We start from the raw sequence: 13227 nt of genomic DNA, 5'->3' as shown, positions 1-13227 counted from the left end.
GAAATGAAAAAAAATCCGATATCGATTATAGAAGATTCGTTTCTATCTTTAAAAAAATATTTAGAAACAAATGTAAACCCTAATGAAGCCGTTTTTACGGCTTTATTTATTGCAGATTTACAAAAAGAGACAACAAGTATCATTGAAATTTGCAATGTATTAAATCAGGATCCAGATTTTATTCACACAATTAATGAAGCTGTAAATCCTGTTTTTTCTAAAGGATTATTGTTTAAAGCAGAACATTTTTTTCTTTCGGATATTATTGATCTTTATGAAAGAGAACCCGGAACAAAAAATGAGAAGCAACAATTTGTTCTGGCGTATTATTATGATGCCTTGCGGAACAAACATTTTGCAGACGAAAATTCTGTAAATGAATTGAATCAGCTGGTTTTTACGGAGAATTTTAAAAGTCTTTTCCTAAAAATAAAAAACGAGAATAAGATAATAACTTCAAATGCACAGCAAAATCAATATTTGCTTCCAGAGATATTGTCCGAAAAAAAGAATACTAAATTAGAAGAAGTTCTGATAAAATATCAAAATTTCATTCATTCGACATTTGGTAAAAAATTTGAAAATACTACGACTTTCAACAACTATTTGGGTTTAAACTTAAGCACATCGAAAACAGATAAAGGAGAAATAGACAATCTTCCGGAAGAAGATACTTTAGAAAAAGTACTTAAAGAATTGAATTCATTAGTTGGTTTAGCAGAAGTAAAAAAAGATGTTTCTGAACTGATTAATTTGCTGGAAATACAAAAAAAACGTTCAAAGCAAGGATTAAAAAATGTTGAAATTACTTTGCATACCGTTTTTCTTGGCCCTCCCGGAACCGGAAAAACTTCTGTAGCAAGACTTTTAAGCCGAATATTTAAGCACTTAGGATTTTTGTCAAAAGGCCAAATGTACGAAACAGACAGAGAAGGTTTGGTCGCAGGCTATGTTGGGCAAACGGCAACAAAAGTAAGTAATGCTGTAGAATCAAGTCTTGGCGGGGTTTTATTTATTGATGAAGCGTATGCCTTAAATCAAAATGGCTTTGGAAGCGACTATGGAGCCGAAGCAGTTAATACATTACTGAAGAGGATGGAAGATCATCGGGAAGATTTGGCAGTTGTTGTTGCCGGATATACAGAACCGATGAAGATTTTTATAGAATCTAATCCGGGACTTCGATCTCGTTTTAATAGATATTTCTATTTTAATCATTTTACGCCGACAGAATTATTCGAGATTTTTGAATCATTTTGCTCAAAATCTGATTTTATTATTGCTGAAGAAGCCAAAGAAAAACTAACAGATACGTTTGATTTATTGTACGAAAGTAAAAATGAAACTTTTGGAAACGCCAGAGTAGTTAGAAATTTATTCGAAAAATGTATTCAGAATCAGGCAAACAGAATTGTGAAATTAAAAAAAATCAGCAATAAAGTTTTAAAAACACTTACCGAAGAAGACATTCCTGAACCGAAAGAAACAGAGAAAAATGTTAATCTTGAATTAAAAGATAAAGAGGAATAAAAACGCAAAAAGAGCCAACAAGTAATTGTCGGCTCTTTTTTGTATAGTGGTTTGTAGTTTTCTTTTTTAAAACTTATAAAATGGTGATTCTCAATTCATTCATAAACCGAGAATCAATACCATTTTATAAAATTACTCGACAGATAAAAATCTGCAATGCTTTGTCTTTCATGGGAACAAACTAGCTTTATTAGTCCCAATGCTCTGTTTTTTTGAGGGTTACATTTCAGCAGAATCAATCCCTTTTGCTTTGTCTTTTATGGGAACAAACTAGCTTTATTAGTCCCAATGCTCTGTTTTTTTAGGGTTACAATACAGCAGAATCAATCCCTTATGGCTTTGTCTTTTATGGGAACAAACAAGCTTTATCAGTCCCAGTGCTTCCTTTTTTATAAGGGTTGTATTTAGCTTTCTCAATCCCTGTATTACAAATTTAAGAAAAGACGTCGTAAAAAAAGTTATATAATTTTTATGAAAATTTTATACATTTCACATGTTTTAGTTTTGTATCTTATAATTGGCTATAAAAAAAATTGAGTATTTTTGACTTCCATTTACTATTATAATGAAATTACAGATACAAGAACTCACCACAATTAAGGAAATGCTGCAGCAAATTGAAACGATGCGATTTCTTTATCCTAATCTTTCCATTGAGAAATATGAGGAATATCTTTCTCAAATGATACCTCATAACTATATTCAGATTGGAGTTTTTGAAAATAAAGTTTGCCTTGGAATTACCGGTTGTTGGTCGGCAACAAAATTATGGACAGGTAAATATCTTGAAATCGATAATTTTGTAGTTAATCCTGAATTTCGTTCAAAAGGAATTGGAAAAATACTAACAGATTATATTGAACAAAAAGCAATAAACCTGGATTGCAGTAGTATTGTCCTGGATGCCTTTACTGGAAATTTTGCAGCGCACCGTTTTTACTACAATCAAGGTTACGGGCCAAAGGGTTTTCATTTTGTTAAAATTTTAGACGAAAAAAAATTAACAGTATAAATTATGTCTAAGTTTTTTTATTGAATCAACAAAATCAATAATAAACGAAAGAATTGGTTATTTTTGTCTTACAAACTTTATTACATACATATTTTGGGATTATATAAAAATCTATTCAAACAAACAGCTATTTACGGATTAGCGACAGTATTACCCCGAATGCTAAGTTTTTTATTAGTGCGGCTTTATACCGGGATTTTACCAACGGCTGAATACGGAGAAGTTTCGATTGTTTTATCATGGATGGTTTTCTTTAACGTGATTCTTTCTTACGGAATGGAAACCGCTTTTTTTAGATTTTACAGTGCCGAAGAAGACAAGCAAAATGTAATCGCAACATCAACAATATCAATATTTTGGTCGTCAATTGGATTTCTTTTTGCAGCATTAATTTTTAGAAATACCTTAGCAAATTGGGCAGAAGTCGACGCACAATATATCACTTATTCGGTTTGGATATTAGTATTGGATGCTTTGGTTTTGGTACCATTTTCAAAACTAAGAGCCAACCAAAGACCAATGGTTTATGCAGCAATAAAAATAGGAAACGTAGTAATTAATATGCTGCTTAATTTCTTCTTTTTAATATACCTGCCAAAACTTGCAGCTGCAAATCCTAATTCGGTTTGGGATAATTTATATGTAGAAAATTTCCAGATTGCTTATATTTTCATCGCAAATCTATTGGCAAGTTTAGCCACATTTGTCGTGCTTTCGCCAAATTATCTTTATTTGGGTAGAAAATTTGATCCCGTACTTTGGAAAAAAATGATGAAATACGGTTTGCCAATTTTGGTTGCCGGTCTTGCATTTGCAGTAAACGAACATTTCGATAAAATTTTACTTGGATATTTGTTACCTGAAAATTTAGCGAAGTCAGAAGTTGGAGCTTATTCGGCCTGTTATAAATTAGGTTTATTCATGGTTTTATTTGCAACCGCTTTCAGATTAGGAATTGAGCCTTTCTTTTTTAGTCATGCAAAAAATGAAAATGCCCCGCAAACATATGCAGTAATCACAAAATATTTTGTGATTTTCGGATCGCTAATTTTATTGGGAGTAATTGTTTTTGCAGATGTTTTAAAATATCTATTGCTTGATAATAAATCCTATTGGGAAGCCATGAAAGTAGTTCCATTAATTATTCTGGCGAACTTCTTTTTGGGTATTTACAACAATCTATCGGTTTGGTATAAGCTGACGGACAAAACAAAAATAGGCGCTTACATTTCTATAGTTGGCGCAATCGTAACTTTGGTTTTAAATTATATGTTAATTCCAAAATACAGTTATTATGGTTCAGCAATTGCAACCATTTCCGCTTACGGAAGTATGATGTTGATCTCATACATTTTAGGAAATAAATATTATCCAATACCTTATGATATGAATAAAATTGGCGCTTATTTGGGCATTTCAATTCTGTTTTCGGCAATTTCTTTTTATGGATTTAGAGAAAATTATTTTGTTGGAATCCCGTTATTACTAGCGTTTATCTATTTTGTTTATCATAACGAAAAAAACACAATCAAAGGAATTATGAATAGAAAGTAATCTTACTTTTTAATCTTTTAAAAATAAAAATGAAAATACAAATAATCAATAAATCACAGCACGCATTACCTAATTACGAAACAATTGCTTCGGCAGGAATGGATTTACGTGCGAATTTAACCGAATCAATAACATTAAAACCATTAGAAAGAACCATTGTAAAAACGGGACTTTTTATTGAATTGCCAATTGGTTACGAAGCACAAGTAAGACCAAGAAGTGGTCTGGCTGCAAAAAAAGGAGTAACCGTTTTAAATTCTCCGGGAACTGTTGATGCTGATTATAGAGGAGAAATAGGTGTAATTTTAGTAAATTTATCAAACGAAGAATTTGTAATCGAGAACGGAGAACGAATTGCACAATTGATTATTGCCAAACACGAAAGAGCAGAGTGGATTGAAGTTGGAGAACTTTCTGAAACATCAAGAGGCGAAGGCGGATTTGGAAGCACAGGAGTGAAGTAGTTTTTTAGTTTTTAGTAATCAGTTTTCAGTCGCAGTTTACAAACAACAGTTTATAAACTTTGCGATCTTTAAAATGAAAAAACTTAGAAATCTTTGCGAATCCCGATAGCTATCGGGATTGCGAACTTTGCGGTAAAAAATTAGAACAAATTTAATTTTTACGCCAGCATCATAATTTGAACTAACCAAACTGAAGATTTTAAATCTTCCCATATTAAATAATTTCAAAATGAAAATAATCGTTCCAATGGCTGGTCGCGGATCAAGACTTAGACCACATACATTAACAGTACCAAAACCATTAATTCCGGTTGCCGGAAAATCTATAGTGCATCGTTTAGTTGAAGATATTGCCAAAATATTAAAAGAACCAATTGAAGAAGTGGCTTTTATTTTGGGAGATCCTGCTTTTTTTGGCGATGATCTTGTAGAAAGTTTAGAAGAATTAGCTGGAAGTTTAGGAGCAAAAGCTTCTATTTATCGTCAGGATTTGCCTTTAGGAACCGGTCATGCGATTATGTGTGCCAAAGAATCTTTATCAGGTCCTGCTGTAATTGCTTATGCAGATACTTTGATCAGAGCAGATTTTGAATTAGATCCTTCTGCAGATGCTGTAATTTGGGTAAAACAAGTAGATCAGCCGGAAGCATTTGGAGTTGTTAAATTAAACAGTAACAATGAAATAATAGAATTGGTAGAAAAACCAAAAGAATTCGTAAGCGATCTAGCCGTTATCGGAATATATTATTTTAAAGAAGTTGGCGATTTGAAAAAAGAACTTCAGGGTGTTTTGGATAATAATATTCAGAATGGTGGTGAATATCAAATTAATGACGGAATCAAAGCAATGATGGCTAACGGAAAAGTTTTTAAAACTGGAAGTGTAGACGAATGGATGGATTGCGGAAACAAAGATGTAACTGTAGAAACCAACACAAGAATGTTAGGATTTTTACATAATGATGGCGAACATTTAGTAGATTATAATGTAACTTTAGATAACTCAACGATTATTCCGCCGTGTTTTATTGGCGAAAATGTAGTGTTGAAAAATACAACAATTGGTCCAAACGTGTCTTTAGGAAATGGATGCCATGTAAGCGACAGCGTTATTAAAAACAGTTTGGTACAAACTTTTTCGCAAATAAAAAATGCTAACCTGGACAATGCAATGATCGGAAACCACGTTAGTTACGATGGTAAGTTTACAAGTATTAGCATTGGCGATTATTCTGTTTTAGAATAATAATTTAAAAAGAAATTATGTAAATAATGAAAAAAAGAGTTTTAGTAATTTTAGTATTCGCTTTGTTCAGCAATATATTTTCGGTTATGGCGCAAACCAATCCGGAAGATATTGCTATGGCAACAGATGAATATCAGGACTCTTTTTATGAATCATTAAAACAAAAAGGAATTGAAAATTACGATAAAGCAATCGTATCATTAGAAAAATGTATCAAACTAAAGCCTAATGACGCCGTAGCTTATTTTGAATTAGGCAAAAATTACCTGTCTTTAAAAGATTATGGTAATGCCCAAAGTTCTTTTGAAAAAGCGACACAATTAGATCCAAAAAATAAATGGTACTGGCTTGGAATTTACGATGTAAGTTACGAAACCAAAAACTATCCTTTGGCAATCGAAACTATTCAAAAAATTATTCCGTTTGACGAAGAATATAAAGATGATTTAATTTCGTTATATATGATTTCAAATCAGTATGACAAAGCGCTTGCAACGATTAATGAAATGAACGATAAGTTTGGAAAATCTGAAGATCGCGATCGTTATAAAATGCAAATTTTATCGCAGGGAAAATATCAAAATGCAGAAGCTTCAAATTTAATTGATCAGATTAAAAAAAATCCGAAAGAAGAATCAAATTATATAGATCTGATTTCTTTGTATTCAAAATCAAATGAAACAGATAAAGCTTTGGATGTTGCAAAACAATTGGCAAAAGAAATCCCAACATCAGAGTGGGCGCAGGTAAGTTTGTTTAAAGTGTATTTAGATGCCAATCAGGCTGACAAAGCGATTAATTCGATGAATATAATTTTGGCAAGCTCAAAAATTGATTCGAAAATAAAACATCGAACGCTAAATGAGTTTTTAATTTTTACGAATAAAAATCCGCAATATGCTCCGGCTTTAGAAAAAGCAATTGGTTATTTTGATAATGATCCAAACGTTGATGTTGCAAAAGAAATAGGAAAATTTTATCATAGTAAAAATCAGTTTGAAAATGCGATTAAGTATTATGAAAAAGATTTAAAAGCCAATTCAGATACAGATCGTGAAACCAATTTGCTTTTGCTTGATGCTTACACTCAGGCAAAACAATTTGAGCCTCTGACAAAAAGAGCGATGATGATGATTGAAGTTTACCCGAGTCAGCCGCAATTTTACTATTTTGCCGGAATGGGAAGCAATCAGCTTAAGCAATTTAAAAATGCAAAAACCGTTTTAGAAATGGGATTGGATTATGTGGTTGATGATGCTAAGCTTGAGGCAAATTTTAATTTTCAGTTGGGAGAAGCTTATAATGGATTGGGAGATGCCAGGAAAAAAGAGGAATACTTTTTGAAGGCAAATGAATTATTAAAGAAAAAGAAGTAAAAGAGAAAAATTCAGATGAAAAAATATATAGCACTTGTATTAGTATCAGTTTTTGTGATTTCCTGTAAATCGAAAGCTGTCGCAGTACAAAATAACACTACAGAAACTGCACCAAAAAAAGACAGCAAAGTCGTAGATAAATATTACGAGAATAAATTAGATTTCAAAACATTATACATAAAAGCAGCTGCCAGATATGTTGATGAAAAACAAAGTCAGAATGTTACTGCAGAAATTAAAATTGAAAAAGATAAACAGATTTTAATAAGCGTTCGTTTTCTTGGAATCACAATGGCAAAAGCATTGATTACACCAACAAGCGTAAGCTATTACGAAAAAATAAACAGTACTTATTATGATGGAGATTTTACCAGTTTGAGCAAATGGCTGGGAACAGAACTGGATTATAGCAAAGTACAAAATTTACTGGTTGGTGAAGCTCTAGACGATTTAAGAAAAGGAAAATATACACAAACAATTGTGGAAAATCTAATTCGTTTAGAAGATGAAAAAGATACTAAGTTGAAAAAAGCTTTCTTTCTTGAACCTGAAAAATATTTGCTGCAAAAAGAACAGATTTCTCAGGCAACAGAAAATATTATGTTAGAGATAAAATATGCTGATAATAAAACTTTCGATCAGGGAAATCTTCCAACAAGTATCGAAATTAATGCAATTCAGCCGAAAGGAAAAACAGACATTAATTTAAATTACAATAATATTTCGTTTAATGAAGAACTTTCTTTCCCTTATAGCGTACCGGGTGGTTATAAGAAAGTTTTAATTAAGTAAATTTGCAAAAAGAAAAAGATAAACATGCCGAAATTTCTCCTCAGCCTAATTTTTATATGTGCCACAACTTTTGGATGGGCACAGGATTCGCAGCAAGAAAAACTTGAACAGCGAAAAGCTCAGATTCAGCAGGAAATTAGAGACAACGAAAAAATGTTGCAATCTGTAAAGAAAAAAGAAAAATCAGCAGTAAATGTGTTTTTAATTCAGGCTAATAAAATTAAGCTGAAAGAAAAACTTATCAATACAACGGCAAAACAAGAAAAGATTCTAAATAACGATATGTATATTAACCAATTGAAGGTTAATAAACTAAACAGAGAATTGGCTATTTTAAAAGAAGATTATGCCAAAATGATTTTAAAATCGTACAAAAGCCGCTCTGAACAAAGTAGAGCCATGTTTATTTTATCTTCAGAAAGTTTTCTGCAAGCCTATAAAAGAGCACAATACTTAAAACAATATACCAATTTTAGAAAAAATCAAGGTTTAGAAATTGAGTCAAAAACCAATGAATTAGTTGATTATAATGCCAAATTGGACGGACAAAGAAAAGTTAAGAAAAAAATTATTGCTGAAAACGAAAAAGAAAAGCAAAGCTTAGAAGTTGAAAAGAAAGAACAGCAAAAATTGGTTAACGAAATTAAAAAAGACAAAAATAAAATTATTGCCGATACAAGATCTAAACAGCAGGAATCAAAAAGAATTGACGCAAAAATTAAGGATCTTATCCGTGAACAAATTAGATTAGCCAATCAACGGGCCGAAGAAGAGAGACGTAAAAGAATCGCAGAAGGTAAAGCCAGCGAAGCAGATAAAGCAGAGGCTGCAGCGCCTAAAAGTTATTCATCAGATAGAATTACATTAACCCCGGAAGGTAAAATTTTAGCTGCCGATTTTAAAGCAAACAGAGGAAAACTGCCTTGGCCGGTAGAGAAAGGATTTATATCTCTTGGCTACGGAGATCAGCCACATCCAGTATATCCAACATTGACGGTTCATAATTCTGGAGTAGAGATTACTACAGAACAAGGAGCAAATGCGCGCGCAGTATTTGAGGGAGTAGTATCAAAAGTTATAGCCTTGTCGCCTGTAAACAAAGCTGTTTTTATTCAGCATGGAGATTACTTTACAGTATATCAAAATCTAAGTCAGGTATCTGTTGAACAAGGTGACAAAGTAAAAGTTAAACAAAGTATTGGAAAAGTAAGAACAAGTGGCGATACCGGAAAAACGATTATTAAGTTTTTGATTCTTCAAAACACATCAAATAATAATCCGGAAGGATGGTTACAAAACAGATAAAAAGAAAGGGAGCAATTGGCTCCCTTTTTTTATAAGTATTTAATTAGCATATTGTTCAAGAAAATATTTTACAACATCTGTAGTGGTGACAATTCCTTTAAGCTGACCATTATCTACAACAGGCAAAGCATGAAAATCTTCTTTCACAAAAATTTCTGCCAAATCCCTTATTATAGTATCAGATGAAACGGTTTTGGGTTTTGAAGTCATCACCTGCGAAATAGTAAGCATGTCAAGAATGGCTTCATCTGCACCTTCCTGTCCTTCAAACAAAGCACCGAAAGTTAATCTGTTGATATCTGTTCGGCTGATAATACCAATTACATCTTTACCCCGAACAATTGGAATGTGTCGAATAGCATTTTTTCTTAATAGCTCAACAACATTTTTTAAGTTGTCATTTTCATTTGCAGTCACTACGGTTTTGGTCATGATATGACTGATTGGTTCTCGCTTTTTCATAGTTAAAGAGTTTATTATTCTATCAAAGATGCATAATAATTCTCACAAATAACATGATTTTTATCATCACCAAACAATGAACCAACTAGAGGATTTATTGGTTTTTTTAATGAAAAAGATCGAAATTTGAAATAAAGAAGATAAGAATGTAAAAATCATCCCATTGTTCATTTGAAAATTGCATTGATGAAATTTAAAAATAGTATTTTTGCATTATGGAAACAAATAGACAGAAAAAAATAGGCGGTGTCATCCAGAAAGATCTGGTTGATATTTTGCAAGGTGAAGTGCGAAAAAACGGAATTAGTAATTTGGTAATTTCGGTGTCCAAAGTTAGTGTTACTTCAGATTTATCTGTGGCAACGGTTTATTTAAGCATTTTTCCTCAGGATAAAGCGAAGGAAACTTTAGAAGGAATAAAATCAAATACCACATTAATCAAACACGATTTATCACAACGTGTACGTTTGCAATTGCGCCGTGTACCAAACCTGGTATTTTTTATCGATGACTCATTAGATTATATTGAGAAAATTGATAATGCTTTATCAAACAGAGAAAACCCAATAGAAAACCGTGATCTTTTAGAAAAAAGAAGAAAATCATAAATTGAATTTCCCCCTTTACATAGCCAAACGTTACATTTTTAGCAGAAGTAAAAATAATGCTATTAATATTATCAATCGTATTGCCAGCTTAGGAATCATAGTTGGTACAATGGCTTTGTTTGTGGTTTTATCTGTTTTTAGCGGATTAAAAGTCTTCAGTCTTTCGTTTACAAACGAAATAGATCCTGATTTAAAAATGACAAGTACAATTGGAAAATCATTTTTGATAACCCCGGATCAGGATAAACAGCTTAAGAAAATTGACGGAGTTGCTTCGTATACTAAAATTATCGAAGAACGTGTTTTGTTTTTATTTAAAGACAAACAACAGGTTACATATTTAAAAGGAGTTGATAGTCTTTATCCCGTAGTAAATGACATCAACAAAAAACTTTTTAACGGGCAATGGATTAAGCCTGAAACGTATCAGGTTGTTGTGGGTTATGGAATTGCCCGAGATTTCTCGATGGGAATTTTAGATTTTGAAAATCCGCTGCAGATATTTGCGCCGAAACCCGGAAAAGGAGCTTTTGAAAATCCCGAAGAAGCATTTAATAAAACCGATGTTTTACCGGTTGGAATTTATTCCATTAGCGAAGATTTAGATTCTAAATATGTATTTGCTGATTTAGGTTTAGCACAGGAATTACTGATGTATAAGCCTAATCAAATTTCGGGAATTGAATTTCATTTAAAAGAAAATGCAAATGAAAGCGCAATCAAAACACAACTAGATGAAATTTTCAAAAATAAAATCACTTTAAAAAATAGAGCACAACTAAATGAGTCTCTATATAAAATGCTTAATACCGAAAACATTGTGGTTTACCTGATTTTTACCTTAGTAATTATCGTGGCACTTTTTAACTTGGTTGGAGCATTAATTATGATGATTTTAGAGAAAAAAGGAAACTTAAAAACCCTTTTTAATTTAGGAACTGAAATTAAGAGTATCCGAAAAATATTTTTACTGCAAGGAACTTTGTTAAGTGTTTTTGGTGGAATTGTTGGACTTGTTCTGGGTATTATTTTAGTCCTGTTACAACAGCAATACGAGCTGATTATGATAACGCCAACTTTAGCATATCCGGTTGTTTTTAATCTGGAAAATGTATTGATTGTGATGACAACAATTGTTTCGCTTGGTTTCGTAGCATCTTTAATTGCAAGCAGTCGCGTAAGCAAAAACTTATTAGATTAATATTTCTTCCTAAAAATATTACTATATTTATCCTCTCAAAAAGTACAGCCTTATGATTGTTTCTGCTTAGTCCTAACTTATTTCTTACAATAATTAGGATACTTACGTTTATTTTCTTGAGTTCAGATATAGTGTATCTGGGCTAATCTTATCATTTATCCTAACAAATCATGACAGAAACTACAATAAAGAGAAGTTTATTTTCTAAAATTTTCACCACATTAACACAAGCATTAAAAGGCGATGAATCTTTTGATTACACCGCCGGAAGTATCAAAAAAGCAGTTATTTTATTAGCCATTCCAATGGTTTTAGAAATGATGATGGAATCCGTTTTTGCTTTAGTCGATTTATATTTCGTCGGACATTTAGAGCACAGTAGTTTTGCAATTCAAACCGTAGGTTTAACCGAATCTGTTCTTACTATTATATATTCCCTCGCAATTGGAATGAGCATGGCGGCAACCGCAGTTGTTGCAAGACGTATTGGAGAAAAAGATCCTGTCGCAGCGGCAAAAGCAGGAATGCAGTCCATCATTATTGCATTTGCAGTCAATAGTGTAATGAGCATTTTTGGGGTTATTTATGCCAAAGATATATTGATGTTAATGGGAGCGTCTGCAGATGCTGCAGAACATGGTTACCGTTTCACACAAATTATGATTGGCTCAAGTTTATGTATCATGCTTTTATTCTTAATTAATGGAATATTTCGTGGAGCAGGAAACGCAGCAATTGCCATGAAAAGTTTATGGCTGGCCAATATTTGCAATATTATTTTATGTCCAATATTAATTAACGGTCTTGGACCAATTCCGGCATTTGGATTAACAGGTGCAGCTTTGGCTACAACTTTAGGAAGAAGCATTGGAGTATTATACCAAGTGTATCATTTGTTTTCGGGAAACAATGTTTTAAAAATCAAAATTGCCTATTTCGCACCAGATTTCAACCAGATAAAAGCATTAGTAAAAATTGCAGCTCCGGGGATTTTACAATTTGTAATAGCATCCTGCAGCTGGATTTTTCTGGCACAATTAGTAGCAACAACCGGAGGCGATCACGGATCTGCGGGCTATCAAACTGCGTTGCGAATTATGATGTTTTTCATTCTTCCGGCTTGGGGGTTAAGTAATGCCGCCGCAACTTTGGTCGGGCAAAATTTAGGAGCCAAACAAATTGAACGTGCCGAAAAATCTGTGTTTACAACAGCTAAATACAACGTGATTTTTATGGCAACCATTATGGTTATTACCTTATGTTTTGGAAAATATATTATTTCATTTTTCACGAATGATGAAATGGTCCGAACAGTTGCAGTTGAAGCTTTACAAATTATGAGTGTAGGATTTATTTTCTACGGAATTGGAATGGTTTTAATAAACACTTTCAATGGAGCAGGAGATACCTGGACACCAACGGGAATTAATTTCTTCGGATTTTGGTTGTTCCAAATTCCGTTAGCTTATGTATTAGCAAAACATTTTAATATGGGGCCAACAGGAGTTTTTATCGCAATTCCAGTTGCCGAAACAGCTATAACTTTAGCAGGGATTTTCTTTTATAAAAGAGGAAAGTGGAAACGCATTCAAGTTTAGTTTTAAAATAAAAAAAGGCCTTCAAATTTTTTCAAGATCTTTTTTGTAAGAAATTTACATTAATTTTGTTTTTGTAAAA

General features: G+C 32.4%; 12 protein-coding genes. 11 read left to right on the top strand and 1 reads right to left on the bottom strand.

Going from position 1 to position 13227, the window contains the following annotated elements; translation table 11 throughout:
• Positions 1-3 precede the first annotated feature (3 nt).
• From RT99_RS24685 to RT99_RS11335, 8 genes are all read left to right on the top strand, one after another.
• Positions 4-1530 carry an AAA family ATPase gene (locus RT99_RS24685; protein ID WP_052483649.1) on the top strand — a complete coding sequence of 509 codons (1527 nt, stop codon included), beginning with the start codon at positions 4-6 and terminating at the stop codon, positions 1528-1530.
• Positions 1531-2095: 565 nt separating this feature from the next.
• Positions 2096-2542, top strand: coding sequence for a GNAT family N-acetyltransferase (locus tag RT99_RS11365; RefSeq protein WP_042564865.1), 447 nt, complete (start codon positions 2096-2098; stop codon positions 2540-2542).
• 93 nt (positions 2543-2635) lie between these two features.
• Positions 2636-4096, top strand: coding sequence for a lipopolysaccharide biosynthesis protein (locus RT99_RS11360; RefSeq protein WP_042564864.1), 1461 nt, complete (start codon positions 2636-2638; stop codon positions 4094-4096).
• Positions 4097-4125: 29 nt separating this feature from the next.
• Positions 4126-4560, top strand: a complete 435-nt coding sequence (gene dut / locus RT99_RS11355; RefSeq protein WP_042564863.1) for a dUTP diphosphatase — start codon at positions 4126-4128, stop codon at positions 4558-4560.
• Positions 4561-4789: 229 nt separating this feature from the next.
• Positions 4790-5806 (top strand): sugar phosphate nucleotidyltransferase, encoded by a 1017-nt coding sequence (locus RT99_RS11350; RefSeq protein WP_042564862.1) that lies wholly within the window; start codon positions 4790-4792, stop codon positions 5804-5806.
• 26 nt (positions 5807-5832) lie between these two features.
• Positions 5833-7182, top strand: coding sequence for a lipopolysaccharide assembly protein LapB (locus RT99_RS11345; protein WP_042564861.1), 1350 nt, complete (start codon positions 5833-5835; stop codon positions 7180-7182).
• Between the two features lie 15 nt (positions 7183-7197).
• On the top strand, positions 7198-7974 hold the full coding sequence (locus tag RT99_RS11340; RefSeq protein WP_042564860.1) for a DUF4292 domain-containing protein: 777 nt from the start codon (positions 7198-7200) through the stop codon (positions 7972-7974).
• Positions 7975-7998: 24 nt separating this feature from the next.
• Entirely contained in the window at positions 7999-9279 is a 1281-nt protein-coding gene (locus RT99_RS11335; RefSeq protein WP_042564859.1) for a murein hydrolase activator EnvC, read from the top strand.
• Positions 9280-9318: 39 nt separating this feature from the next.
• Here RT99_RS11335 and RT99_RS11330 read toward each other — a convergent pair whose 3' ends face one another.
• The gene (locus RT99_RS11330) at positions 9319-9741 is read right to left on the bottom strand and encodes a CBS domain-containing protein (protein WP_042564858.1); all 423 of its coding nucleotides are present in this window, start codon (positions 9739-9741) and stop codon (positions 9319-9321) included.
• A 215-nt stretch (positions 9742-9956) separates the two neighbouring features.
• Between RT99_RS11330 and rbfA the strand changes: the two genes are divergently transcribed.
• The 3 genes from rbfA (at position 9957) to RT99_RS11315 (ending at position 13148) form a co-directional block, all read left to right on the top strand.
• Positions 9957-10349: a 30S ribosome-binding factor RbfA gene (rbfA, locus tag RT99_RS11325; protein ID WP_042564857.1), complete on the top strand. Its 393-nt coding sequence runs from the start codon at positions 9957-9959 to the stop codon at positions 10347-10349.
• A gap of 1 nt (position 10350) precedes the next feature.
• A complete protein-coding gene (locus RT99_RS11320; protein ID WP_042564856.1) occupies positions 10351-11550 on the top strand; it encodes an FtsX-like permease family protein in 1200 nt (399 codons plus the stop codon).
• 170 nt (positions 11551-11720) lie between these two features.
• Complete coding sequence (locus RT99_RS11315) at positions 11721-13148, top strand: MATE family efflux transporter (RefSeq protein ID WP_042564855.1); 1428 nt, start codon at positions 11721-11723, stop codon at positions 13146-13148.
• The last annotated feature ends 79 nt before the right edge of the window (positions 13149-13227 follow it).

Origin of the sequence: Flavobacterium sp. MEB061 (assembly GCF_000834715.1) — a bacterium.
GTDB lineage: Bacteria > Bacteroidota > Bacteroidia > Flavobacteriales > Flavobacteriaceae > Flavobacterium > Flavobacterium pectinovorum.
The sequence above is the reverse complement of the archived record's forward strand: the minus strand, read 5'-3'. Positions and strand labels throughout refer to the sequence as shown.